The sequence below is a fragment of the Sutcliffiella horikoshii genome, from assembly GCF_002157855.1.
Taxonomy (GTDB): domain Bacteria; phylum Bacillota; class Bacilli; order Bacillales; family Bacillaceae_I; genus Sutcliffiella_A; species Sutcliffiella_A horikoshii_C.
The window spans coordinates 2,664,844-2,690,499 of sequence record NZ_CP020880.1; the positions used below are offsets into that span (position 1 = coordinate 2,664,844).

Annotated in this window: 31 protein-coding genes; 7 read left to right on the forward strand and 24 right to left on the reverse strand. The window is 40.3% G+C overall.

Annotated features, from left to right (window positions below):
• The first annotated feature begins 382 nt into the window (after positions 1-382).
• Complete coding sequence (gene proC / locus B4U37_RS13825) at positions 383-1,222, forward strand: pyrroline-5-carboxylate reductase (RefSeq protein WP_088018695.1); 840 nt, start codon at positions 383-385, stop codon at positions 1,220-1,222.
• Between the two features lie 60 nt (positions 1,223-1,282).
• Here proC and B4U37_RS13830 read toward each other — a convergent pair whose 3' ends face one another.
• From B4U37_RS13830 to B4U37_RS13840, 3 genes are all read right to left on the reverse strand, one after another.
• Entirely contained in the window at positions 1,283-1,951 is a 669-nt protein-coding gene (locus tag B4U37_RS13830; RefSeq protein ID WP_088018696.1) for a hypothetical protein, read from the reverse strand.
• Positions 1,952-1,976: 25 nt separating this feature from the next.
• Positions 1,977-2,519 carry an NUDIX domain-containing protein gene (locus tag B4U37_RS13835; RefSeq protein WP_088018697.1) on the reverse strand — a complete coding sequence of 181 codons (543 nt, stop codon included), beginning with the start codon at positions 2,517-2,519 and terminating at the stop codon, positions 1,977-1,979.
• A gap of 497 nt (positions 2,520-3,016) precedes the next feature.
• Positions 3,017-4,618, reverse strand: a complete 1,602-nt coding sequence (locus B4U37_RS13840; protein WP_088018698.1) for a M20/M25/M40 family metallo-hydrolase — start codon at positions 4,616-4,618, stop codon at positions 3,017-3,019.
• A 138-nt stretch (positions 4,619-4,756) separates the two neighbouring features.
• Here B4U37_RS13840 and namA point away from each other — a divergent pair, with 138 nt between their 5' ends.
• Entirely contained in the window at positions 4,757-5,773 is a 1,017-nt protein-coding gene (gene namA / locus B4U37_RS13845) for an NADPH dehydrogenase NamA (protein WP_088018699.1), read from the forward strand.
• A gap of 36 nt (positions 5,774-5,809) precedes the next feature.
• Here namA and B4U37_RS13850 read toward each other — a convergent pair whose 3' ends face one another.
• The 3 genes from B4U37_RS13850 to rnz form a co-directional block, all read right to left on the reverse strand.
• Positions 5,810-6,751: a coiled-coil domain-containing protein gene (locus B4U37_RS13850; protein WP_088018700.1), complete on the reverse strand. Its 942-nt coding sequence runs from the start codon at positions 6,749-6,751 to the stop codon at positions 5,810-5,812.
• A 79-nt stretch (positions 6,752-6,830) separates the two neighbouring features.
• Positions 6,831-7,529 carry a class I SAM-dependent methyltransferase gene (locus B4U37_RS13855; RefSeq protein ID WP_088018701.1) on the reverse strand — a complete coding sequence of 233 codons (699 nt, stop codon included), beginning with the start codon at positions 7,527-7,529 and terminating at the stop codon, positions 6,831-6,833.
• Positions 7,530-7,873: 344 nt separating this feature from the next.
• Positions 7,874-8,794, reverse strand: a complete 921-nt coding sequence (rnz, locus tag B4U37_RS13860; protein ID WP_088018702.1) for a ribonuclease Z — start codon at positions 8,792-8,794, stop codon at positions 7,874-7,876.
• A 107-nt stretch (positions 8,795-8,901) separates the two neighbouring features.
• Here rnz and B4U37_RS13865 point away from each other — a divergent pair, with 107 nt between their 5' ends.
• From B4U37_RS13865 to B4U37_RS13875, 3 genes are all read left to right on the forward strand, one after another.
• On the forward strand, positions 8,902-9,738 hold the full coding sequence (locus B4U37_RS13865) for an HAD family hydrolase (protein WP_088018703.1): 837 nt from the start codon (positions 8,902-8,904) through the stop codon (positions 9,736-9,738).
• 108 nt (positions 9,739-9,846) lie between these two features.
• Entirely contained in the window at positions 9,847-10,053 is a 207-nt protein-coding gene (locus tag B4U37_RS13870) for a hypothetical protein (protein WP_088018704.1), read from the forward strand.
• Positions 10,043-10,240 carry a hypothetical protein gene (locus B4U37_RS13875; RefSeq protein WP_088018705.1) on the forward strand — a complete coding sequence of 66 codons (198 nt, stop codon included), beginning with the start codon at positions 10,043-10,045 and terminating at the stop codon, positions 10,238-10,240. Before B4U37_RS13870 ends, B4U37_RS13875 begins: the two co-directional genes overlap by 11 nt.
• On the opposite strand, the gene yunB is transcribed toward B4U37_RS13875, so the two are convergent.
• The 3 genes from yunB to B4U37_RS13890 all read right to left on the reverse strand — a co-directional run bounded on the left by yunB (position 10,241) and on the right by B4U37_RS13890 (position 12,857).
• Entirely contained in the window at positions 10,241-11,038 is a 798-nt protein-coding gene (yunB, locus tag B4U37_RS13880) for a sporulation protein YunB (protein WP_088018706.1), read from the reverse strand.
• A 117-nt stretch (positions 11,039-11,155) separates the two neighbouring features.
• The gene (locus B4U37_RS13885) at positions 11,156-12,409 is read right to left on the reverse strand and encodes a DNA polymerase IV (RefSeq protein ID WP_088018707.1); all 1,254 of its coding nucleotides are present in this window, start codon (positions 12,407-12,409) and stop codon (positions 11,156-11,158) included.
• 28 nt (positions 12,410-12,437) lie between these two features.
• Positions 12,438-12,857, reverse strand: coding sequence for a MarR family winged helix-turn-helix transcriptional regulator (locus B4U37_RS13890; RefSeq protein ID WP_088018708.1), 420 nt, complete (start codon positions 12,855-12,857; stop codon positions 12,438-12,440).
• Positions 12,858-13,028: 171 nt separating this feature from the next.
• Here B4U37_RS13890 and B4U37_RS13895 point away from each other — a divergent pair, with 171 nt between their 5' ends.
• Positions 13,029-13,451: an organic hydroperoxide resistance protein gene (locus tag B4U37_RS13895; RefSeq protein WP_010194169.1), complete on the forward strand. Its 423-nt coding sequence runs from the start codon at positions 13,029-13,031 to the stop codon at positions 13,449-13,451.
• A gap of 72 nt (positions 13,452-13,523) precedes the next feature.
• Here the strand turns inward: B4U37_RS13895 and B4U37_RS13900 are convergent, their stop codons facing one another.
• The 5 genes from B4U37_RS13900 to mce form a co-directional block, all read right to left on the reverse strand.
• Positions 13,524-13,991, reverse strand: coding sequence for a chemotaxis protein CheW (locus B4U37_RS13900; protein WP_088018709.1), 468 nt, complete (start codon positions 13,989-13,991; stop codon positions 13,524-13,526).
• An 83-nt stretch (positions 13,992-14,074) separates the two neighbouring features.
• Entirely contained in the window at positions 14,075-15,193 is a 1,119-nt protein-coding gene (locus B4U37_RS13905; RefSeq protein WP_088018710.1) for a tripeptidase T, read from the reverse strand.
• Positions 15,194-15,267: 74 nt separating this feature from the next.
• Positions 15,268-15,756, reverse strand: coding sequence for a GNAT family N-acetyltransferase (locus B4U37_RS13910; RefSeq protein ID WP_088018711.1), 489 nt, complete (start codon positions 15,754-15,756; stop codon positions 15,268-15,270).
• Between the two features lie 66 nt (positions 15,757-15,822).
• Positions 15,823-17,370: an acyl-CoA carboxylase subunit beta gene (locus B4U37_RS13915; RefSeq protein ID WP_088020297.1), complete on the reverse strand. Its 1,548-nt coding sequence runs from the start codon at positions 17,368-17,370 to the stop codon at positions 15,823-15,825.
• Positions 17,366-17,785, reverse strand: a complete 420-nt coding sequence (gene mce / locus B4U37_RS13920) for a methylmalonyl-CoA epimerase (RefSeq protein ID WP_010194164.1) — start codon at positions 17,783-17,785, stop codon at positions 17,366-17,368. Before mce ends, B4U37_RS13915 begins: the two co-directional genes overlap by 5 nt.
• Before the next feature lie 160 nt (positions 17,786-17,945).
• Between mce and prli42 the strand changes: the two genes are divergently transcribed.
• Positions 17,946-18,041 (forward strand): stressosome-associated protein Prli42, encoded by a 96-nt coding sequence (prli42, locus tag B4U37_RS22015; protein WP_010194162.1) that lies wholly within the window; start codon positions 17,946-17,948, stop codon positions 18,039-18,041.
• 48 nt (positions 18,042-18,089) lie between these two features.
• On the opposite strand, the gene B4U37_RS13925 is transcribed toward prli42, so the two are convergent.
• The 10 genes from B4U37_RS13925 to B4U37_RS13970 form a co-directional block, all read right to left on the reverse strand.
• Complete coding sequence (locus B4U37_RS13925; protein ID WP_088018712.1) at positions 18,090-18,455, reverse strand: DUF4181 domain-containing protein; 366 nt, start codon at positions 18,453-18,455, stop codon at positions 18,090-18,092.
• A 15-nt stretch (positions 18,456-18,470) separates the two neighbouring features.
• Complete coding sequence (locus tag B4U37_RS13930; protein WP_088018713.1) at positions 18,471-19,004, reverse strand: hypothetical protein; 534 nt, start codon at positions 19,002-19,004, stop codon at positions 18,471-18,473.
• 112 nt (positions 19,005-19,116) lie between these two features.
• Positions 19,117-20,397: a TRAP transporter large permease gene (locus tag B4U37_RS13935; RefSeq protein ID WP_088018714.1), complete on the reverse strand. Its 1,281-nt coding sequence runs from the start codon at positions 20,395-20,397 to the stop codon at positions 19,117-19,119.
• The gene (locus B4U37_RS13940) at positions 20,394-20,873 is read right to left on the reverse strand and encodes a TRAP transporter small permease (protein ID WP_010194158.1); all 480 of its coding nucleotides are present in this window, start codon (positions 20,871-20,873) and stop codon (positions 20,394-20,396) included. Before B4U37_RS13940 ends, B4U37_RS13935 begins: the two co-directional genes overlap by 4 nt.
• Before the next feature lie 24 nt (positions 20,874-20,897).
• Positions 20,898-21,905, reverse strand: a complete 1,008-nt coding sequence (locus B4U37_RS13945) for a TRAP transporter substrate-binding protein (protein ID WP_088018715.1) — start codon at positions 21,903-21,905, stop codon at positions 20,898-20,900.
• Positions 21,906-21,927: 22 nt separating this feature from the next.
• Positions 21,928-22,119: a 2-hydroxymuconate tautomerase gene (locus tag B4U37_RS13950; RefSeq protein WP_088018716.1), complete on the reverse strand. Its 192-nt coding sequence runs from the start codon at positions 22,117-22,119 to the stop codon at positions 21,928-21,930.
• Between the two features lie 12 nt (positions 22,120-22,131).
• Positions 22,132-22,905, reverse strand: coding sequence for a 2-keto-4-pentenoate hydratase (locus B4U37_RS13955; RefSeq protein ID WP_088018717.1), 774 nt, complete (start codon positions 22,903-22,905; stop codon positions 22,132-22,134).
• Between the two features lie 14 nt (positions 22,906-22,919).
• Positions 22,920-23,933: a 4-hydroxy-2-oxovalerate aldolase gene (dmpG, locus tag B4U37_RS13960; protein ID WP_088018718.1), complete on the reverse strand. Its 1,014-nt coding sequence runs from the start codon at positions 23,931-23,933 to the stop codon at positions 22,920-22,922.
• A gap of 19 nt (positions 23,934-23,952) precedes the next feature.
• Positions 23,953-24,852 (reverse strand): acetaldehyde dehydrogenase (acetylating), encoded by a 900-nt coding sequence (locus B4U37_RS13965; RefSeq protein WP_088018719.1) that lies wholly within the window; start codon positions 24,850-24,852, stop codon positions 23,953-23,955.
• 18 nt (positions 24,853-24,870) lie between these two features.
• The gene (locus B4U37_RS13970; RefSeq protein ID WP_198317027.1) at positions 24,871-25,650 is read right to left on the reverse strand and encodes a 2-keto-4-pentenoate hydratase; all 780 of its coding nucleotides are present in this window, start codon (positions 25,648-25,650) and stop codon (positions 24,871-24,873) included.
• Positions 25,651-25,656 lie beyond the last annotated feature (6 nt).

Here is a 25,656-nt window from a genome sequence, read left to right on the forward strand (position 1 = left end):
TTTGAAATAACGTCCACGACTGTGTAGGAATTTTGAAGCAGCTTTCTCCAAATAAATTAAACAATCGTGACAAATATCCCCTTGACTTTCCATCCCTTCCGATGGATAATGTATAAAATTACAAATGATAACGTGACGAACGGGACCAGTAAAATGCTGCAAGATGAAAAGAGATGGAGGTTCACCGGCTGAAAGACCTCCTCATCCCCTGCACTTTTGAACCTACCCAGGAACAATCAGGCAAACCTGATCGTCCTCCCACGATACGGGAATCAAAGCTGGGTTCAACTAACCAATTAAGGTGGTACCGCGGATAAGACCTATCCGTCCTTTTATACAGGACAGATAGGTCTTTTTTCTATTTTAAAGGAGCGTGTTAATTATGAAGATAGCATTTATTGGTGCCGGTTCCATGGCTGAAGCGATTATCGCCGGACTGTTAAAACAGGGAATCTGTGCAAAAGAGGATATAACAGTGACAAATAAACAGGATCAACAACGTCTCGAAAGCCTTAAAGATAAATATGGCGTAACCATTATGGAAAATAAAGAAGCCGCTGTAAAAGGAGCAAATGTGATTTTCTTGGCCATGAAGCCTAAGGACGCTAAAGACGGAATTCAAGCAATCAAATCCTATGTAACAAAAGAGCAGCTTATTGTTTCCGTACTGGCAGGCATCTCGACTGACGTCATTCAAGACCTTTTTGAACAAGAATTGCGTGTCATCCGCTCCATGCCAAATACATCAGCGGCCATTGGTTTATCTGCAACTGCCATTGCAAAAGGCTCCTTAGCTACTGAAAGCGACTTGACCCTAGTACAATCGTTGTTCTCCGCAATCGGTCTATGCACCATTGTAGAGGAAGACCAACTTCATGCTGTAACAGGCGTTTCCGGAAGCGGTCCTGCTTATATCTATTACATTGCAGAAGCGATGGAAAAAGCAGCATTGGCTCAAGGACTTGATACAGAAGTCGCAAAAAAACTTGTCAGCCAGACGTTATTAGGTGCAGCTCACATGCTGCAAGAGACAGACAAAGATGCAGAAGTCTTAAGAAGAGAAGTAACAAGTCCAGGCGGGACAACACAGCGAGGGATTTCTGTCCTAGACGATTGGAAAGTTTCTGAAGCCTTTGAGAACTGTATCAAGGGGGCGACAGAACGTTCACGTGAAATGGGCGAAGAGTTGGCGGAGAAACTGAGGGAAATGGCATCAAATTGACCCTCAACCCCACAAAAAAACAGCACTTGGAAGAGGGTTTACTTCCAAGTGCTGATAAACTTAATCTAAAACTTCGACTTCAAACATCATATCCTCATATTCATCCATACTTACAAGAATTTCGTTTACAATCAATTGCAACTTCTCAGTTGATAATTCACTTTTCCTATACTTCCTCACCTCGGCACTTAATTTCTTCTGCCACTCTTCTTTCATCACTTCATCATAGTAGCTGTAGAAAGAGAGATATAAAGGAAGGCCTTTGGGCCGCTCTTCACTTATCGCATCAGCAAATTTCACAGCCATGCTCTGTAGCGCTTCAACCTCATATTCTTTAGATGTGTGCTGCAAGTTAAATCTTATCGATTCATGGTCTTTTGTTTTAAAACGAAACTCCTCCCTAATGAACAAAGGGTCATTACTGAAGACGACCAGGTCATCATCCGTTGTCAAGAGCCAAGCATCCTTTTCACCAACATCCTTGACCTCACCCTCACCTGTAATAATGAGGTCATTGCTCATCACACTAAATGAATCATAAGAATTATGAAGAGCAAAGATTGACATAATTGCAACTACACCAAGTCCTAATGAAATCAATCGCTCCAACCACTTCTTCTCAATCTTTTTCGTTAAGAAAGTGTGAAGTGAATTTAATAAAAAAAGAACAATGAGTAATGTTGCAAGATTAAATACCACCTGCGCCCACCCTGGCAAAATAAAAGTCAAATTTTCAGCCCCCCATTACCAAAACTCATCCCCTATAAGGACTACCTAATTCATTGATACCAGTTACATTTGATACACGCCCTATATTTAAACTATCCTCTAAAATGGCTTGATAGACGATATTGTAGTTACTATAGTAGGTTGGTATATCGCTAGGTTCAATAAAAATTCTTTCAAATGATTCATACTCTGCCCTAAAACTATGAAGCTTCTTGATATCCATTCTATAAAAAACCTGATATTCCACTTTAGGATAAAGACTCTCTTCGCTCCAGTGTGGATTATTATGATGATCGACCACGATGGAACCGAGCAAGCGGCAATCTCCTTCCACATACCCCTCCTCCATTGCTTCCCTTTGAAAACACATCTCTGGAGTTTCATTGAGTTCAATATGCCCACCGGGAAAATCCCATCCTCTATCTCTGAGGTTGACCAGCATCAACTTACCCTGATAAAAGCAATAACCGTGAGTGCTGGTAATTAAATCTCTTGGCGGAAGTTGAGATTGCTTTTCCCAGGTTAATTGGACGATTGCATCGCCCCAAGTTACTTGTGTAGATGTCATGCGCATCAAACTCCTGTCAAATAAGCTACATTAATTTTAACATAATTAACCAATTAATAATGACTTTTCATCCAAAAAAGCAGTTATCTTCGGGTAACTGTCAAGACGGGATTAAGCTCTCAGATGCTTTGAAATAATGGCTGGTGCTTTCCTTAGTGCTTAATCTCTGACTGATTTAATGAAATTCATTGTCACCAAGGTCTTCATACCGGCGATGAGGACTTCTCTACTCCTTTTTCCTCGTCACTCACGTCTTCATCACGTATATGAGAACCTCTCTTCTCCTTTTTTCTCGTCACTCACGTCTTCATCACGTCCATGAGAACCTCTCTTCTCCTTTTTTCTCGTCACTCATGTCTTCATCACGTACACGAGAACCTCTCTTCTCCTTTTTCCTCGTCACTCACGTCTTCATCACAACCCCAAACAACTATTTCACAATCCCTAAACAAAAAAGCCTGTCTAGAAAGACTACGCTCTCCAAACAGGCTTACAAACTATAAATTCTTCACAAAATCAGCCAATATCGGTGGAAACTCCTCAAAAGAAAACTTAACATTCAATCTCTCTGTCCATTGATGAGGATCCTTCCCCACAGGCCCCAAGTTGAACACAGGCATCTGCAATGCTTCCATCTCTGCAAAAGGCAGAGAATATGTCGCCCCGTAGACTGGAATATTGAAAGGCAGTCGATCTTTTGCAGAAAAATCCCCTTTGCCTATAAAACTCAAATCACATAAACCCGAAAAATAGCGCTGCTCGTTGAATTCAACATCTGCATCTACTTTCCACTTCTGAATAAACGCTCGAGCTGAATCCAGTAATTCCTTATTGTCCGTCGCCACAGCAGGATAGTATGGTGGGGCAAAAAACAGAATGATCATCGGACCTAAATCCTTACATAAGGAGGCCACTTCTTCCACAACTTTAATGGACTGCTCCCTTTCATCTAAATGAGAGTTGGATACAATCACCGAAGAAATCCTCATGTCCATTTCCTGATCGCCATGAATGGCCTTTGCTTTGTTCAAAAGCTCTTCATAGGTATAGACCGCTACGTCCACAGGCATTTCTGTAAAAGATGTGAACCGTTTAAACTGGTCAGCTTTACCTTTGCAAAATTCATTGATATTCTTTGCCGCCTGCTTTGCGATACGAAGAAAATCTGCCTCCCAATCCGTCAACGATTTTTCCATAAATAAGACATTATATAACGTCACCGCGGTGTGAGGAATTTGTACGGAATACTCCGTTTTTAAATCTTTTTGGATTAAGCTCGTTGGAGGTGGTGTCACTTCTGCCCCTACCTGTTCACATAAATCCGTATTCCACTCCATAAGTTTTTGTATCTCTGAAACCATTAAATTAGCATTGAGGCCAGCCAAGGGCTCCCCGACATGTGTTTCTTTTCCGTAGCAGAAAAAGCCAGGCAATAGCTTTCCAATAGCTCCAGTATATAGATAGAGATTGTTATCTCCAGGGTATTTTTGAAACATTGGTTCTGAATTAACGCAAGCCTTAAAATTCAAATCATGTTTCGAAGCTAGATCACCCAAAGCTGGCAGTGCCTGAAGCATCCCTTGTGAGTTTACCTCTTCATCCGGAACCGCCAATAGGAGCAGGTTTACATCCCATTTTTCATCAATCGCTTTTTCCAGGAGTGACATTTGAAGAGCCAGTCCCGCTTTCATGTCCATGACCCCTCTCCCAAAGAGCCAATCGCCTGAAAGTAGGTGTTCTTTCGCTTCACCAGGAAGGGCATCTGCATGGTGCTCTAACTCTCGTGTCAGTTCAATCGGCTGGAAAGCAAGATCTTTCAGGAATCCGTAATCCTCCACCCCTACTACATCAAAATGACTGACAAGCACAATCGTATCCTTCTTCTCAGATTGCTTCACTAAAGCGGTTACAAAAGAACGCCCATCCTCCATACGATGGAGCTCCAAATTACCAGGGTTCTCTTGGAAATAATCTAGATGATTCAATTGATAATAAATAAAAGAAGCCAAGCGCTTCTCTTCCCCGGATAATGTCACACTTCCGTGCTGGACAAGGGATACAAGTAGATTTGTCAGCTGCTCTTTCGTTTGCCAGTGCATCTCCCATCCTCCTCTAGATAGTAGTATTTTGCTCCTATCATACTACTATTTTCAAGAATTGAACACCTATCTTTTGGTGGGAACAAAAACGTTTGATATAATATTTTAGGAACTCGAAATATATAGGAGGAATCATTTATGAAATCAGCATTATTTTCCCCATATACAGTTAAAGGTGTAACACTGAAAAATAGGATTGTCATGTCCCCAATGTGCATGTATTCCAGTCATAATGAAGACGGGCATGTTCAAGATTGGCATATGACTCACTATGTATCACGCGCAGTAGGCCAAGTAGGGCTGATCATGGTGGAAGCAACCGCGGTCCAGCCACAAGGTCGCATTTCTCCACAAGATCTTGGAATTTGGAACGACGAACATATTCAAGGCTTCCAAGAATTAAATAGACAAATTAAGGTCCATGGCTCCAAAACTGCCATTCAGCTTGCTCATGCCGGCAGAAAAGCAATGGTGGACGGAGACATCTATGCACCAACAGCATTGGCATTTAACGAAAAAATGAAAACTCCTGTGGAAATGTCTACAGAAGACATAAAAGAAACAATCGCTGCGTTTGTGGAAGGCGCCAAGCGTTCCAAGGAAGCAGGATTTGACATTATTGAACTTCATGGTGCTCATGGATATTTAATCAATGAATTCCTATCACCTCTTACGAACAAACGTGAAGATGAATACGGTGGAAGTACGGAAAATCGCTATCGCTTCCTTCATGACATTATTGATGGCGTAAATGAAGTATGGGATGGTCCATTATTTGTCCGTGTATCTGCAAATGACTATCACCCTGAGGGATTAACAGCAGAAGACTATGTGACCTATGCTAAATGGATGAAGGAGCAAGGGGTGGATCTAGTGGATGTCAGCTCTGGTGCGGTGGTGCCGGCAGCGATTGATGTGTATCCTGGCTACCAGGTTGGTTTTGCCGAAACCATTAAGTCAGGTGCTGCTATTGATACAGGTGCAGTTGGACTGATCACTTCTGGTTTGCAAGCGGAAGAAATTTTAAGAAATAACCGTGCAGATTTAATCTTCGTTGCTAGAGAACTATTGCGTGACCCATACTGGCCAAGAACAGCTGCAAAGCATCTTGGTGTAGAGATTGAGTCGCCAAAACAATATGATCGTTCTTGGTAAAACAAACGGCCACTCACGAGGAGTGGCCGCTTTCTTTTAATTTGAAGATTCAAGAAGGTTTTTCTTTTCTTCTTTAACAGAAAGCAACGCTTCTTCCATTTGGTTTCGCTGGCCTTTCAAACTTCCAAGCAACCTGGAAACTCTTCCGATAATCTGAGACGTCTGGTCATAGCTTTCCGTAATTTTCCCGTGCACCATCCAATCGACAATCAGGCCGTCAAAGAAGTAATCAGCAAAAGTCAACATCCCTCCCACTTCAATCGTGGAATCAAAGTGATGCTTGATATCAAGTAATTCATCTTGAAAAACTCGTAGCTTATTTTGTGCTTGATGGATATGCGCTTTAGCCTCATCCAAACGGCTATGCTTCATCGCAGTGGATACCATCCCGCCGCCGAACATATCAAATGTGGACCAGCCTTTTGCGGAATCTAAGGAAGATAACGCCCGCTCCAAAGCATGCAATGCCAATTGACCGGCATCAATTGCTTCATCGTATTCATTCAGGTTCGTTTGAAGGTCTGCTTCTTTATCCGCTAGATCAAATAATTTTACACTCCATACCGAGTTAGAGTCGTGAATAAGCTTTTCCTTCTCCCGAATAATCTTCTCATATCTAACTGGAGCATTTGCCACTGGTGCAAGTAACGCTTGAAATTCAGCCAGTTCCTGTTCTACATCCTGTATCGTTTCAACAGCTTCGGTATATTTTAGTTTTGCAACTAGAGCTTCTTTCTGTTCTTGGTCAAGTTTCTCTAGCTTTTTGCCAATCATCGAATAGAAAACACTCGTCAATGTAAAGCCTTCAAGACGTGCTACATCATCTTCTTCTTTTTCTAAAAGCGATTCCAACTGAATTTTTTTACGCTTTTCTTCTGCCAAATATGTACTCAGTCTTTCAATATGCTCTTCGTACTTTGCTTTCTTACGCAGGTTGTCTTTAACTTCTAGTAACTCTTGGTTTAAATCTGTGAACAAACTAACTCCCCCTTTTTTTCTTCCTAATACATTTACGAATGGAAATAGTTTTAGTTTCAATTAATTCAAACTAGCGTATCTATTTAATTTTCATTAAACTCGTCCATAAAAAGTCCTCACCAAACAATTCAGCTGGCTGTGAAACCTTTACCATTTCCCTCAATTCAAGGATAGTAAAGTTTTCTATGAAAAGACGTCTCAATCTTTCTTCCGAATAGCCAATGCCTCTGTTCATGCTTCCTTGTTCATAAACATCCCAGTCAGCAGTTTCTGCAGCCGCTTTTGTATTAAAACAAACTAGACCGAAGTGACCGTCTTTCTTTAGAGCTTCTTTTATTGTTTCTATATAGCTCAATCTGCGATGTGGAGCAAGATGATGGAACATGCCACTATCATAAACAAAATCATAACTGTTGGGGTCGAATCCATACTCAAAAAGGGAGACGTGACGAAAATTAATATCCACCTTTTCAGATAAAGCCCTTTCTCTAGCCCAAGTCAATGCGTTTTCTGAAATATCAATAGCATCTACTGTACAGCCCATTTTTGCTAGATAAATTGCATTCCTCCCCGGTCCACATCCTATCTCTAACACCCGTTTAGGTAACAGGCCATTCTCCAAATAGGAAACTAAATTTTCATCTGGACCATTCACCTTGAAAAATGGGATCTCCTTGTTTCTGTCCTTATAAAAGTCATTCCAGAAAGCCCCCGGTTCTCTTAGCAGTCCGTCTAACATTTCGTAAAGATCTTCATTATTGATAATTTCTTTAGCCATCTTATCTCTCCCCCTTACCTTATATGTAATATTGTACCAATCCCCTATCTTTCTATTGTTACAACACTTTTAAAGTTAGGTGAATTTAGCTAAAACTGGTAGCCGTTATTCCCCATTTAATCTCTTTCTACCGCAATTCTAGTACCCTATTCTCCTTTTAATAAGACTAATTGACCCATAGGCTAGGAACACTAAAAATGGTGTTCCACCCAACCTTAAATCATTCAGGCTAACGATGTATAATCCACTTACCCTCCACTCCTGTAACATTGGTAATGAAAATGTAACAAACAAACTAAAAGAACGATTACCTCGAAAGTAATCGTCCTACTCCATTGTGATTTTTATTTTATCGGAATTACATCAAAGTCGTTTACCACAACCGTGTTAGAAAATATCTCTTTTGCCTCTTCCATCAATGAGAGAACATCCTCTTGCTGATACCTCGCACTTATGTGCGATAAGAGCAATTGGTTCGCTCTTGCCTCCTTGGCAACCTGTGCCGCCTGGACAGTAGTGGAATGGAAATACTCTCTTGCAAGCATTTCATCCTTTGCTGCAAAAGTCGCTTCGTGGATAAGGACATCCGCCTCTTCCGCCAACTCAACAGAAACAGGAGTATACCTTGTATCCCCAAGTATGGTGATCACCTTCCCCTTTTTAGGAGGACCGATATAATCTATTCCTTCAACTATTCTGCCATCAGACAAGGTAACGCTTTTCCCCTCTTTTAGTTCTTGAAGGTGTGGACCTGATGGGATATTGCTTTGCTTAACTTTGTCCATTAATAACGCACCTGGTAAGTCCTTCTGAACAATCCGAAAGCCAAATGAAGAAATTCCATGGACAAGTTTTTTCCCCTTTATGGTGAAATCCGCTTCTTCCAAAAGTAATCCTTCTTCTTCAAACTCTTTAATAATTAATGGATACTTCACATGTGTCATACTCACTCGTAAAGAGGTTTCAATATACTCTTTTATCCCTACCGGACCGTAAACCGTCAAAGGTGTTTCCCCACCTTGAAAAGAACGGCTGCTCAACAGTCCAGGCAAGCCAAAGATATGATCTCCGTGTAAGTGGGTGATAAATATTTTAGAAATCTTCCTTGGTTTTAATGATGTATGTAAAATTTGGTGCTGTGTTGCTTCCCCACAATCGAAAAGCCACACAGAACCCTCTTTATCATCTATATGTAATGCCAGCGAAGATACATTTCGGTGCTTTGCAGGAACACCAGAACCTGTACCCAAAAAAGTTAGTTTCATAATCATCCGCTCCTCTTGTTCCATTATACTCAAAAAAGAAATTTTCCATAATACAATCAATGAATATAGTACAATGATAATATCACGGGAAAAGGAGAATAGACGCTATGAATAACATTTCTACTATCGTATTTGACCTGGACGGTACACTTTATGAGGATACACACCACTTTCAGTATTACGCCGACCTTCTCAAAAACAAGTTACCAGCGGAAAAACAGACCACGTTTGAAGAAGACTATAAAGCTATTGAGGCAGGGACACATACTCTTAAGATGGGTAGGGTGTATGATGCTAAAAAAGATTTAATTCTGGCCCATAATGATGGGAAGGTATCTAGAGGCTGGACTTGGGGCGGAGTGGAAGTATCACAAGAAGAACTTACTTCCTATTATCCCGAACCTCTTCAATTTGACCTGTTTGATATGCTAAGTATCGGGGATCTATGGTGGGTACCGGTTTCCATTGCCAAACACTACGGATTAAGTAGCGAGGAAGCATATGCGGCATTCCTGCAAACAAGAGAACATATGATGACAGATGACTTTCTATTAGAACCATTAGCAGAGTTTGCTAATGTATTAGAAAAGCTCCATAAAAAATATACATTAATTCTTATGACTAATAGCCCGCAGACAGACAGCGATGTCATATTGAAGAAACTCGGATTCACTTCTTACTTTCATGATAAAATTTATGAAGCCAATAAACCGGTACATACAGCAGATCGTCTTTCATACATATCTAAGGAACACCATGTTCCTTACAGCCAAATGCTGAGCGTTGGTGATAACTATATTAACGAAATCCTTCCTGCTGCATTATTGGGTTGTAGTACAATTTGTATCGATCCTTTTAACCTATTTAAAGAAAGCGAAGCAACCTATACAGTCTCTGGATTATCAGAGCTTTCTAAGCTATTAGATAAATCTTTTTTGAAATAACACTTCACGGTGTTATTTTTTTTTTGAATAAAACGCTTGCTTTTAGAACACTTGTTCTATTATAATAAAAACAGAACAAACGTTCTAAATACTAATGAGGTGATACTAATGAAATTAATCCAACAATCTTTCTACGTCATTTTTAAACTATTGGCTGTTTCCGGTTTTGCCATTCTTTTTTATGTCATGATGACAGATAAGACAAGCAATGCCCCTATGTTCATGCTCAGCTTGATGACTTCCCTTAGTTTAATTGCTATCCCTGGTATGAAAAATGTAATCAATAACTACGAAGAGACTCATCATGAATCCTGATTCTTCTTCCGTAACCAAGGAAACCGCCCTCAAAATTGCAAAAAGATTGGTTCATTATAATGTTACTAATGACTTGGATATTATTAGTTCTGTGGTGGATGTTTGTAAAGAAGATGTCGTTTCCTATCTGAAAAAGCCACCCAAAATAAAAAAAGCCCTGCAATCGAACATTACAGGACCGGGTTAATCAGTTATTATTCTTTTGTTCTTCTACTGGAATCTCAGGGATGATAACTGGTGCAACCCCTCCACCACCGCTTCCACTTTCATGATAATACATCGGAACTTTTCCTGGAATCACTAAATCTCCTATTTTTACAGAGTTATTTATCTCCATTGGCTGTTCCACCAACGGAATGATAATGTTCATCTTCACACTCACATTTACATAGACCTCTATCACTGTATTATTTATTCCTGTTTCAATCACTTTTGTTTCCACATTCGAAATCACATCACCCAGTATTTCAAACCGCACTGGTATTTTCGGACCAAGATTGGAAAAAAGGGTCGTTTTAGTCGCCATCCCTAACGGAACTTTATACACGATTCCATTCTGCTTTTTTGATTCTTCGTAATCTATGTTCAAATCATTTTTATATGATTCCATTCCTTCCAGATTACCTTCTTCAAGGAAGTCCAAATACCGTTGGACTCTTAACGTAGTTTCAGAAATCACCGTGTTCACTACTTTATGATTGGTACTAAAAGCTACATGATCCGTACCTTCATTTAACACAATAATTAATTCCTCTGGATTTAGACTGTTTGCTATCTTCTTTGAGACGGCATCATTAATAGCTTGTGTTGCAATCTGACGTGCTTTCGTTTCTGCTATACTCCTTAAACTCGGTTCCAGGTTTTTATTGATGATAATCAAACTAAAAACCGTCAAAATATTAAATAGAATAAACGTTATTAAAAACACGTACTTTAATGGCAGTGGCCCACTTTTCAATAGGGAAGTTCGGCGCATTTTTCTCATAGTTGCAATCCTCCTCCCCCTATATATATAAGTTTATAGGACAGATTATTAATCATTTTTTGAGTATTAAAAGACAAAAAACCTGTAAACAAATGTTGTCTACAGGCTAATAAATACTTATTCTAAAAAATCCTTCTGAAAACTAGTCGTTATTTTAGCCTTTGAACCTGCATCAGCAGTATTCTTATTCTTAATACCCCTTTTAATAATCCCCTTCCCAAATTTATCTTCTAGATCTTGAAGGGTTTTATGCAATGGCTCTTTCTTAGCATCTTCTTGAAACGTAAACAGATCAAGCTGTTTAACAGAATCATCTTTTTCCACAAGTTCTTGAGCAGTTACACCCAATAAGCGGACAGGTTCCCCGTCCCAATGCTTTCTAAGCAAAAACATAGCAGCTGCTTTAATAGCACTTTCACCTTCTATTGGATTAGGTAGTTTTCGGCTCCTTGTCACCGTATGATGAATGCCATATCTGATCATTAGCTGAATGTTATGGCTGAGCACTGACTTTCTTTTCATTCTTGCACTCACAGAAGATGACAGTTTTTCGATGGTCTTCTCTAACAAACGTTCATCTTCTGAATCCTTTGGTAAAGTAGTAGAGTTTCCAATACTTTTAAATTCAGAGACACTATCGGGATCAACTGGACGAGTGTCAACTCCATTTGCTCGCTTTTTCAGCCGCTCTCCATTAATACCAAGCAGGTGTTTTAGTTGATAATCATTGCCTTTAGCCAATTCACCAATTGTTGTAATACTTATTGTCTTTAATTTTTCAGCAGTCTTGGCCCCTACACCATGCATTTCCCCCACATTCATAGGCCAAAGGATTTTCTCAATTTCTCTTTTTCGTAGGATAGTAATTCCCATGGGCTTTTTCATATCCGATGCCATCTTCGCCAAGAATTTATTCGGGGCAATTCCAATACTACAGGGCAACAAAAGTTCTTTTTGTAACCTCAATTGGATTTCCTCAGCAATTTGTAAAGGTGTTAGTGGTCCTGCATAATCTGTCACATCCATATAACCTTCATCGATGGAAACCGGTTCAACTTGGTCTGTATACTCCCTTAGCAAATCAAACATGGCTTGGGAACTCTTCCTGTACCGGTCAAAGTTAGGCTTTCGCACAATAAGCTGGGGACATTTCTGTCTTGCTTCCCATAAAGGCATCGTTGTTTTCACACCAAAGGCTCTTGCCTCATAACTACAAGTGACGATAATCCCTTTTCGTTCTTCTACATTACCCGCAATTGCTACAGGCTTTCCCTTAAGCAAGGGATCATAGGCCATCTCGACAGACGCGTAGAAGCTATTCATATCTACATGAAAGATGACTCGATGTCCTTTTGTGATTTTTTCATTCATACAATTCACCCTAAACTTCTCGCCTATTTTATTTAACAACCAGCTTTGTCAGAAGTTCGCTTAATGCTTTTAGTTCATCCGTATTTAATGATATTTTTTCTAGGAACTTGTTTGGGATACACTCTACCTCTTTATTTAAGGCTTTTCCTTTCGGGGTAAGAGTTATCACAACACTTCGTTCATCTTTTTTGGAGCGATTTCTTACAATTAATTGATTTGTTTCCATACGTTTTAACATTGGGGTTAACGTACCAGAGTCGAGAATTAGTTTTTCACCTAACTCCTTCACAGAAATGGCATCCCTTTCCCACAGTACCAATAGGACGAGGTATTGAGAATATGTTATTCCCTGCTCATCTAAATACGATCTATATAATTTCATCATTTTCTTTTCTGCAGAGTAAATTTTAAAACAAAGTTGATTATCTAATTTTAAGTTGCTATCCATACATATATCTCCTTTAAATCTCAATAATACTATTGTACAACTCACTTACCTTTTACACAAATACCTTTTGCACAACTTATTAGTTGACTAAATAATTTATACGCGATAATATAGTGGAGAATTAAGTTTTGCGCAATATAATTTTACACAATTTAAAGGAGTGGATTTTAGATGGATGCATTATATACAGCGAAAGTTACAGCCTCAGGTGGTAGAGCAGGAAAAATTCAAAGCGAAGATGGAACTTTAGATCTTGCACTTGCAATGCCAAAATCATTAGGTGGAACAGAAAAAGAAGGAGCAACTAATCCAGAACAACTATTTGCTGCCGGGTATTCCGCTTGTTTTGACAGTGCACTAAACCTTGTAGCACGTCAGGCTCGCCAGAAAATTGAATCAGAAGTTGTTGCAGAGGTTTCTATTGGTAAAGATACTGATGGTGGCTTTAAACTGGCTGTCGTGTTAAACGTTAGTATTAATGGAGTTACTCAAGAGGAAGCAGAGAAGTTAGTTAAACAAGCACATGAAGTTTGCCCTTATTCTAAAGCTACCAGAGGAAATATTGAAGTGGAACTAGTAACAAGAGCACAATAATTCAAAATATGACCACCCGCTAGAAAAAGGCTGGTGGTCTTATTTTGTATAGTAACTTAATATGTATTTTTCCTATATAGTAGAAGCTTCTACCGCATCCTTAATATGATGGACTTTTTCAAGGCTTCCCACTAAGTTATTCGGATCAATAATTGCAATCAATCGACTATCAAGATTTACCATCCCGCTTATATACGGAGAAGACTGAAATGCCAACACATTTAAATCCTTAATAGCCTCTTTTTTCACATCCAATATTTCCTTTGCATCTTCCACTAATAACCCTACGGAAAGTTCCGATGTTTGCACCACAATTAAACGTGTTTTATCGCTCACTTCAATCGGTTCAGAAAATAATATATGCTTCACATCAAGAACTGGTATTAATTGTCCCCTTACTTTCATAAGGCCTTTTAGATAAGCTTCCATCTCGGGTAGAGCTGTAACAGTTCCAAGCTTTTCAATGGAAACCACATTTTCAACTGCTATGCCATACTCTTCTTCCTTTGTTTCAAAAATTACTAGTTTTTTGGATTCCATGACTATTCTCCTATTCGCCCTTTTTCTCTATTATAAAACAATGTATAAAAAAAAGCTTGGCAAATTCACCAAGCTTTCCCATTTTATTTTGCTACTTCCTTCATGATACTTACAACCAATTCCGTTGTTTTAATCAATTCTTCAATGGGCATTCTTTCATTAGTCGTGTGAATTTCTTCGTACCCAACTGCTAGATTTACCGTTGGAACGCCAAATCCAGCTATAACATTGGCATCACTGCCTCCGCCGCTGCGTTGAAGTTCGGGGGTTCTTCCAATTTCAGTAACGGCACGCTTAGCCATTTCCACTACATGATCGCCATCAGCAAACTTGAAGCCTGGGTACATAACGTCTATTGTTACTTCCGCACGGCCACCCATGTCTGCTGCCACTGTTTCAAATGCATCTTTCATTTTTGCCACTTGCGCTTCCATTTTTTCAGGAACTAAAGAACGCGCCTCTGCTAATATATCCACACGGTCGCAAACGATATTAGTCGGTCCGCCGCCTTCGAATCGCCCAATGTTTGCAGTTGTTTCTTCATCAATTCTGCCTAAAGGCATTTTTGCGATAGATTTTGCTGCAATTGTAATCGCAGAAATTCCTTTTTCCGGTGCAACTCCTGCATGAGCCGTCTTTCCGTATATCGTTGCTTTTACTTTAGCTTGTGTTGGAGCTGCTACAATGATGTTTCCAACTGTTCCGTCGCTATCTAGAGCAAAACCGAATTTCGCAGTTACTAAAGCTGGATCTAGCGCTTTTGCCCCTACAAGTCCAGATTCTTCTCCGACCGTGATGACAAACTCGATTTTTCCGTGTTCGATGTTGTTTTCTTTTAGAACTTTCACTGCTTCAAGCATTGCAGCAAGACCTGCTTTGTCATCTGCTCCAAGAATAGTCGTTCCGTCTGTGACAATGTAGCCGTCTTTGATCGATGGTTTGATTCCCTTTCCTGGAACTACTGTGTCCATATGGGACGTGAAATAAATGGTATCTACACCATCTTTTGTACCTTCAAGTGTACAGATTAGGTTTCCTGCACCATGTCCCGTCTCATTCATCGTATCATCTTCTACTACTTGGACACCAAGAGCGGAGAATTTTTCTTTTAATACTTTGCAAATCTCTGCTTCGAATTTTGTTTCTGAGTCCACCTGGACAAGCTCTAAAAATTCTTCGACAAGTCTGTCTCTGTTAATCATATGTATGTTCCTCCTACTACTTATTGAATCCCATCCTATTATAACCTATTCATGCGATTTTTTCCTTGCTCAACCTAATAATTCGGTAAAGTAGCGGTATCAAATTCTTGGATAGACCTTCTATATTCATCGTAACGCTCTGTAAAGGTATTACTTGTATATTCCTTGATTGTTTTTCTCCAAAAAGCCTGAGCGGGATAGTTATTTTCAATTTGGAAAATTTCCCATTTGCCAGGAAACATAGAAAACAGCTGTTGAGAAGCTATTGTTCCCACCCCTTTTCCATGAAACTTCTTCAAGACAAAGAACTCTTCTATGACACTAGGAGAATCTCCGTGTCCCTGCTCTACAAAGGCAAACCCGGCAAGTTCTTCTCCAGAATGAATAAAAAATGCATGATACTCATTGTTATTCCAATACTTGTCTAAATCAAATGGTTTATACTTTCCATCCGTTTCTAATGTAATTTGCTTATTAAATCTTGTGAACTCGTAAATATAAAACTGAATTATATTATGAAGAACCGCTTCCTGATCTTGATTCACTTTTTTCAGATTAACCATATTATTCTTCCCCTTTTTAGTTAAAAAGATAGCAGGATTTTTCCACCTACTATCTCTCGTCATGAATTATAGTGGGATATTCCCGTGTTTTTTATATGGTCTTGATTCCTTTTTATTGCAAAGCATTTCTAGTGATTGAATCAATTTAATCCTTGTCTCTCTTGGATCAATCACGTCATCTACCATTCCTTGGCTTGCTGCCACATATGGGTTGGCAAACTTTTCGCGATACTCTTCAATTTTTTGGGCACGTGTCTCATCCGGATTATCGCTCTCATTGATTTCACGGGCAAAGATGATGTTTGCTGCTCCTTGAGGACCCATTACAGCAATTTCCGCATTTGGCCATGCAAAGACAAGGTCGGCACCGATGGATTTACTGTTTAAGGCTACATATGCACCACCATAAGCTTTACGCAAAATTACGGTCAGCTTTGGCACTGTCGCTTCCGAATAAGCGTAAAGGATTTTGGCACCATGACGGATGATTCCACCGTGCTCTTGTTTTACGCCCGGGAAGAACCCCGTGACATCTTCAAATGTAATCAATGGAATATTGAAAGAGTCACAGAAACGAATAAACCTGGATGCTTTATCAGAAGAATCGATATCAAGTCCGCCTGCCATCACTTTTGGCTGATTACAAACTAGTCCAACAACTTCTCCCTTCAGCCTTGCCAATCCAACTACGATATTTTTGGCAAAATCCTTATGAACTTCCATAAACGACCCTTCATCCACTACCTGGTTGATTACAATTCGAACATCATAAGGTCTAATTGCGTCAAACGGAATGGCATCCGCTAAATCCGGACGGTAGTCGTCACCTTGTTCACAAGAAATTCTTTCCGGCTTTTCTTCATTGTTTTGTGGAAGGTAACTTAGCAGGTTTCGCACTTGTGCCAGTACCTCTTCCTCCGAAGAACTGGAGAAGTGAGCATTTCCGCTTATTGCGTTATGTACTTTTGCTCCACCAAGGCCTTCTGAACTGATCTTCTCTCCTGTTACCGTTTCAATTACCTTTGGTCCCGTGATAAACATCTGACTGGTCTTTTCCACCATGAAAACAAAATCGGTAATGGCCGGTGAATAAACAGCCCCGCCTGCACATGGACCCATAATGACCGAAATCTGAGGAATTACTCCAGAATAGATAGAGTTTCTGTAAAAGATGTGACCATATCCATCTAATGAAAGAACACCTTCTTGGATTCGTGCTCCCCCTGAATCATTCAAGCCGACAATGGGTGCACCATTTTTTGCTGCCATATCCATGACATTGGCGATTTTCTTTGCATGCATTTCTCCTAGGGCTCCACCAAATACAGTGAAGTCTTGTGAAAAAAGATAGATTGGTTTGCCGTTCACTTTTCCATAACCTGTAACGACGCCATCTCCAGGACCTTTTTTTCCCTGCAGGCCAAAGTCATTGCAACGGTGTTCGATAAATGGATTAAGTTCTACAAAAGTCCCTTCATCCACAAGCAGTTCGATACGCTCTCTGGCAGTCAGTTTCCCTTTTTCATGCTGCTTGTCAATTCGATCGTCTCCACCGCCAAGTTCTACTTCGCGACGTTTGTCATAAAGCTCGTTTATTTTTTCATAAATATCAATTGTCATGTTGTTTCGCCGCCTTTTCGCAGAATTCTACCAATACGCCATTGCTTGCTTTTGGGTGCATGAAAGCGATGTTCGCCCCGCCTGCCCCGACACGAGATTTCTTGTCTATCATAGGTATTCCCTTTTCAATCATTTCTTGAATTCTATCTTCTATGGATTCTACACTTAAGGCTACATGGTGAATGCCTTCCCCACGCTTTTCAATAAATTTGGCAACCGGACTATCAGGAGAAGTCGGTTCCAATAACTCCAGCTTACAATTCCCGGCATTGATGAATGCCACTCTTACCCTTTGCTCCGCTACATGTTCCACAGCTTCAAAAGTCAACCCCAAAGCCTCTGTATAAAATGGAAGCGCTGTCTCAATTGAGTTTACAGCAATCCCAATATGATTTACATTTTTAATCATGCCAATCCCCCTTGTTGTATGTCCCCTAACTATGACTCTATAACAATTCGACTTTTTGTGCAAAATTCCTTCCTTTTTCGTCTAGAATCCTAACTTGAGAAAGAATCGAAATCCATGTAAAATAGGGATAGTAGAATAAATGGGGAGTGAATGAACTCAAATGATGAACCGCAAATTCCAAAAAGTTGTCGTCTATTTAATGATTGGCGTCATGCTAATCACGACACTATTAGCTGGAGCTTCCATGTTTTTTTAATAGATTGGCAGACAAAAACGAGCCGGAGATACTTGGCTCGTTTTTTAATTAACTGTAAAGCTTTAAAAGGGAATCAATATTTAACAGAAAAACTACAAACACAACATTCATAAGCAGTGTAATAATAAATTCCTTAGATTCCTTAATATAAAGATATTGAATGATTGCCTGGAGGCAAAACAGAACTGTAAAAAAGATAACAAAGAGATGCTCTATTTGAAGTACACCTGTTTCTATAACGGCCGGGTACGTAATAAAGACTAAAATGACACAAATAATCCTTCCGAGCACATCTATTTTCTTCCCTTTTGGATCTGTAAGCTTCGCACGTTTTATTCCCAGTAACTTTCTCACTGCTACATCCACGAATACAAGCGCTACTGCTATTGTTAACATCAACCACACAAAAGTCATGCCAACACCCCTCTCCTATAAAACTCTACGAAATTGCGCTATTTGTACCAGCAGAACAATCTCCATGATAATGGAGAAAATTAGAGCAATAATTAATAAGAATCCCAATACCTCTCCCACCATAAAGCCCACCAAAACAAAAATACTCACTCCCACATACATCGTGAGTCTAGTCCTAGCCTGTTGTGCTACTTCAAATTGACCTTTGCTTTCTGCCACTTTAATCAGCCTACTGATGATGAGATACATCAGAATTAGGTGCAACACTCCAAGCCCTGTATAGTAAAGAGCGTTAAAAAAGTAATCCCCATTGTAACTCATTGGGTCTGCCGCATTGGCTTTCGGTATGAAAAAAGTGGGAAAAGATATGATTGCAATACCAACTGCCCAACTTCTCTCCTTCTCAAAATCAAGTTGCATCAACCCATATGCAATCATGGAATAACCCACAAAATCCGGTATTATATCTACATACTCAATGTTTATGTCTATTAATACAAAAAGTAATCCCCATAATATTTTTGTAAGTCCTCTATATGTATCATACATATTATCCCCCCTCAAACAAAAAGTCTATTGCTTAGTAATACGTTTAAAAACTCCTGAAGTTTCAATATTTATTCCAAATAAAAAAACCGAACCAAATGGGTCCGGCATCTTTTTAGAAACCAAGCATCCTTGGAATAAACAACACAGCGTCTGCCCAATATGTAATAATCATCAAGATGAAAATTCCCATTAATAGAAATGGGGTGGTAGCCTTTATTAGCTTCTCGATTTTCACATCCGCAATGGAGGAGACAACAAACAGGCCAGTTCCAACAGGAGGGGTTAAAAGTCCAATGGTCAAATTGATACAGATGATGACGCCGAAGTGGATAGGATCAATCCCAAATGCCACAACAAGAGGCATCAATACAGGAATTAATATAATTAATGCGGCAATGCCGTCCAAAACCGCCCCGAGCAATAGAAGCATCAAATTCACCATCAATAAGAAAACTAGCGGATTTTCTGAAATACTTAACATACCGTCAGCAACAAGTTGCGGGATTTGTTCAAACGCTATCATCCAACCAAAGATGTTTGCCATCGCAATAAGAAACGTTACGGTGGCGGTACTTATTACCGTGTTCATCAATAGCTTTGGAATGTTTTTCAGTTTCAATTCCTTATAAAGGAACATGCCTACTATCAGAGCAACGAAACATGCTACCGCAGCCGATTCCGTCGGGGTAAATGCACCGCTTAATATACCAAAAATAATGATAAATGGAACGCTTAATGCAGGTATGACATACAAACCGTGATGTAGAATTTCTTTAAACGATGAACGTTCACTTTTGGGGAAATTGTACTTATAACCCATAAAGGCAATGAGACCTATAAAACCTAGACCATATATGATTCCGGGAATTATTCCCGCCATGAATAACCCACCTATGGAGGTGCCAGAGAGAGTTCCATAAATGATAAATATCATGCTTGGAGGAATGATAGGGGCGACAATGGAGGAGGCAAGGGTGAGCGCAGAGGAAAACTCTCTTTTGTACCCTTCTCTTTCCATTTCCGGGACCATGACTTTACTCATCATCGCAGCTTGAGCATTTGCTGAACCCAATATGGACGCAATAAACATATTGGATATAATCGTAACATAAGCCAGGCCACCCCTCACGTGACCAATTAATGTTTTGGAGAACTTTACGAGCCTTGTCGTAATTCCCCCGCTATTCATCAATTCGCCCGCGAGCATGAAGAGTGGGATTGCCAATAACCCGAAATTTTCTAACCCAGAATACAAACGCATAGGTGTGGATTCCAGAAGCACCGGGCTTCCTACAAGTAAGAAGTACAAAACAGTTGTCATACCTAATACGAGAGAGATAGGAATACCAATGAGTAAAAATACAAAAAACAAGACAATTACTAGTATCGTCATTCTACTACTCCCTCCCGGAAAACAACTAGAAAGTTAGTCAAAATATGAAACGCTGCACAAGTTAGGCCGATTGGGACTGCGCTGTATGGTATCCACATGGGTAATAGAATACCACTTGATTTTTGCAAGGCAACATTGGGAGATAGTATCCAAGTATAGGTATAATAAAGAATGACGAAAAGAAATAAAAGCATACAAATATGACCGATTAAGGTTAATACCTTTCTGATATTTGTTGGCACATACTCCAGGAATATCGAAACAGAAGCCTGGGACTTATATTTCAGTCCCAAGCTACCTCCAATAAAGCTGATCCAGATTAATAGAAAGATTGATACTTCCCCGGCCCATGACAAGGGGGAGTTTAGGAAGTATCGGAAGGCTACTGATAATGTTATGATAACCGCCATGCACAACATTAAAAATGCAGCGAGAATTTTCTCGACTTTGGCTATTCCTTCACTGATTCTCATCATTCTTGTGACTTCCCCCTTTAAATCTTATTTTCTATACGTATCAATAAATTCTTTAATTAGAGGATCTGAATCTTTGTATTTTGCATCAAACTCTGCAATCTGGTCTGCAAATGCATCTGCTGGGATATCATAAATTTTCATTCCATTGTCGCTTAATGTTTGCCTGAATTCTTCTTCCTGACCAGAGCGAGTATTTACTGCAAAATCGGTGGCTACTGTTAGTGCATCACGAACTAACTTTTGGTCTGCTTCTGACATTCCTTCAAATGTGGATTTATTTACGATGGCAACGGATGGCCAAACCATATGGTTGGTAACAGCTCCATATTTTACGACTTCATAATATTTATTAGTGATGGCAGCATCCAAATCCATGTCCATCCCGTCAATTACGCCTGTTTGAACAGCTGCGTAAACTTCAGGAAGGGGCAATCCTTCAGGCGAGGCGCCTGCAGAACGATAAAAATCTTGCATCGGAGGACTTGGCGTTACACGTAATTTTAAACCTGCCATATCTTCTGGGGAAGTCACTTCCTTGTCTTTGAAAAGCATGACACGTTGACCAGCAAACAGATAATCCAATCCAACAAGGCCTTGCTCATCCAATGTAGCCAAAATCTTTTTAGAAACCTCAGAGGTCCTAGCTTCATGTGCTGCATTGATATCTTCAAATGCATATGGCATAAACCATGCGGCAAAAGAAGGAGAGCGGGAACTCATATAAGCTGCCGTGATCAATCCAAAGTCTACGGATCCTGCCTCAATCTGTTGAACCATATCTGCCTCTGTTCCAAGCTGGCTTGCGGGATAGATTTCCACTTTCATTCTTCCATCGGACTTATTTTCTAGTTCTTCTGCAAATTTTTCCGCAGCCTGATGCCACATATGGTTGGTTGGGGTAATATGTGCTAATTTAAAGGAATATGTCTTACCTGATTCATCTCCGCTTGCTTCGTCTCCTCCACATGCTGCGAGCAACAGTAATAGTGACATGACCATCATCATAACTATACTTCGAATCACCTTTTTCATCGTTCTCCCCCTTTATTTTTCCTTATTCATCAAATTGTGCCTTTGTAACACCGCCTGTGCCCCAATTTTCCTTAGGTACCTCCATGAGCAAAACCCTAACTTGTTCAGGGGAGGTTCCAAGGGTATTAGTGATCGCTTGAGTGACACTTCGAATCAATTCTTGCTTTTGTTCAACACTTCTACCTTCCAACAAATGAATGTGAGTGATCGGCATATAGGTACTCCTTTACAACTCGACGTACAATTTCAATGTTCCTAACTGATCATAGTGAACCTCTATTACATCCCCGTTATAGACATTAATTGCTTCCGTAATTCCACCAGCAAGAACCACCATTCCAGGTTTGACTGAAAAGCCTTCGCGGTCCAACATTTTCACCAATTCCACAATAGACTTTACGGGGTGATCCAATACTGCCGCTCCCACTCCTGATTGAACCGTCTCTCCGTTCCTCGCCATGGATACTCCAACCTTATCCCAAGAAGTGAAGTATGGAGAGAATGCTTGATTTCCTAGAATGAACTTAGAAGAAGATGCATTGTCTGCCACCACATCCTCTAGCGTAAAGGAGAAGTTACGATATCTGCTGTCAATCACCTCTATGGCAGGGAAGATGCATTCTGTTGCCATCCAAACATCACGAACGGTAATTTGATCTCCTTTCAGTTCTTTGTTAAGAATAAACGCAAATTCAGGCTCCACCCGCGGATGAATGAGATTGCCAATATGTAAGGTGGGCTCCGTCAATTCCATAGAAGATGTTAATCTACCATAAATAGCTTCTTCCACTCCCACTGACAATTGTTTTGCCTTACTGGTCAATCCCATTTTCCAGCCAATTAATCTGTCTCCATTGTTGATAGCTTGGTCCATGCTCAACTTTTGAATTTCATAGGCATGCTCCACATTCATATTCGGATGAGAGAGAGAAATTTTATCCATCTCTTGTCCATTTTTTTGGTGATCTGCCACATGTTTTGCAATTTGAAGTAAGTCCAATATAGATCCTCCTCTTAAGCTTTCACGGTCTTTTTGGCCATTTCAGCAGCAATATCGACAATCATGTCTTCTTGTCCGCCGACTACTTTTCGTTTGCCTAATTCTATTAATATATCTTTTGCATCTACCTTAAACTGTTTTGCCGCTTTGTTTGCATGAACCAAGAAACTAGAGTATACGCCTGCATATCCAAGCAGCAGTCCTTCCCTTGTGATTTCTTGCGGCTTCTGCAAAATAGGCGCGACAATTTCCTCGGCCACATCCATCATTTTATATACATCAATACCAGTCTGAATATTTAGCCTGTCTAGTACAGAGACCAGCACTTCTGTCTGTGTATTACCAGCCCCGGCCCCAAGGCAACGAATGCTTCCATCTATTCTGGTTGCCCCTTGTTCAATAGCTACTAACGAATTGGCCACCGCTAATGAGAGATTGTTGTGAGCATGGAACCCAATTGGTACATCCAAACTGTTTCGCAAACAATGAACTCTTTCTTTTACTTGATGTGGTAAAAGAGCCCCCGCAGAATCAACTACATAAACGACATCCGCTCCATAGCTTTCCATCAAGCTTGCCTGTTCAAGCAATTTTTCTGTTGGCGCCATATGAGACATCATCAGAAAACCAACAGCTTCTAGGCCAAGCTCTTTTGCAAAAGATATATGCTGCTTAGATACATCCGCTTCCGTGACATGAGTAGCAATTCGGGCTACTTTGGCACCACGGCTTGCCGCTTCTTTCAAATGCTGAACAGTACCTATCCCGGGAAGCAACAAAACGACTATTTTCGCTTTGGTCACAACTTCTGTTGCGGCGCTGATCAAATCCATTTCATTTGTATGCGACAATCCGTATTGAAGGGAAGATCCTCCGAGTCCATCACCATGGGACACTTCAATAACAGGAACATCCGCATCATCCAATGCTTTGGCAACTTTCCTCACTTGATCCACGGTAAATTGATGACTGATAGCATGACTGCCATCCCTTAAAGCAACCTCAGTAATCCATACATCACGTTTCAACCTTTTGGCCTCCCCTCTCTTATGTAGCTTTAACTGCTTTAGTTCTTTTTCCTGCCAATCTATTTGCTTTTTCTTCTCCTACTTTTACAGCTGCTGCAGTCATGATATCCAGATTACCTGAGAAATCTGGCAGGTAATCCCCCGCTCCCTTTACTTCTATGAAAATACTGACCTTATCTCCATCAAAAATCGGTTCTGTGCGAAGTCTATAACCTGGTACATACTCTTGAATTTCTTCTACACGTCTAGCTATCGCGGCACTTATTTGTTCTTCTTTTCCTTTCGCATTTTGCACTTGGCAGTAAACCGTATCTCTCATTAAAATCGGTGGTTCTGCAGGATTCAGAATAATGATCGCTTTACCATTTTTAGCTCCACCTATTTTTTCCATGGCACGGGCTGTAGTAGTAGTAAATTCATCTATATTCATACGTGTCCCAGGACCAGCACTTTTACTTGCAATAGTTGCAACAATTTCCGCATACTCCACTTCGCACACTTGACTGACAGCATGAATGATTGGGATGGTAGCTTGTCCACCACAAGTAACCATGTTCACTACAGGTTTATTTATGTGCTCCAACAGGTTTACGGTAGGGACGACAAATGGACCGATAGCTGCGGGAGTAAGATCGATCAGATGTTTTCCCGTCTTATTCAGAGCCTCTGCATGCCTGTAATGGGCTTTAGCAGAGGTTGCATCAAAAAGGATGTCTGCAAGATCCGGCTTTTCTAGAAAACCATCCACTCCATTCATAATTATGGTATGACCGTAAGCCTTTGCACGTCTAAGGCCATCTGAGTGAGGATCTATGCCAATCATGGCCGTCAGTTCCAGGGACTTGGAACGATGAAGTTTAAGCATTAGATCTGTACCGATGTTTCCTGAACCAATAATCGCTACTTTCACTTTCCCCAAAGCGTACTCCTCCTCTCTTTATTCAAACTTTACTTTTACCTCTCCGAGTGTTTGGAATTTGGCCACGAATTCGTTGCCCTCTTCTGCTTTAACTGCCGCGGATAAGGCACCTGAGAGGATTACTTCATTCGCTTTCAATGTAATTCCAAACTCAGCTAGTTTATTAGCAAGCCAAGCGACACAATAGGCTGGATCTCCTAAAGCCGCTTTCCCGACACCTTCATTCATTAATTGTTGATTCTTATAAAACGACATCTTCTCTTCCTTAAGGTTAATTTGATGCGGCTGGAGCTTTTTATCCCCTAACACGTACAGGCCAGAAGAAGCATTATCCGCTATCGTGTCACATAGTTTGATTTTCCATCCTGCTACGCGACTGTCCACAACCTCTAATGCAGCAACAACATATTCTGTCGCATCCAATACATCCTCCACCGTCACATTGGGACCAGTTAAGTCCTTTTTTAAAAAGAATGCTATTTCTCCTTCCACTTTCGGTTCGAGAAGTTGCCGGCGTGAAATAACCCCACCATTTCTCACTTCCATTGATTGAAGAAGGTGACCATAGTCGGGTTCGTCTACACCAAGAAGCTGTTGCATGGCCAGTGACGTAAGTCCGATTTTTTTCCCACTGATTGTTTCTCCATTTTCTAGCTTCACCTGAATGTTATCCATTTGAATGTTGTATGCTTCTTTCACTGTTAAGTCCGGGTTCATATTCGTTAAAGGCGATACACCTTTTCTTGTTTTTTCAGCGTTCATCAACAGGTCTGAAAACTCTCTCGTTTGAATGGTCAATTATAG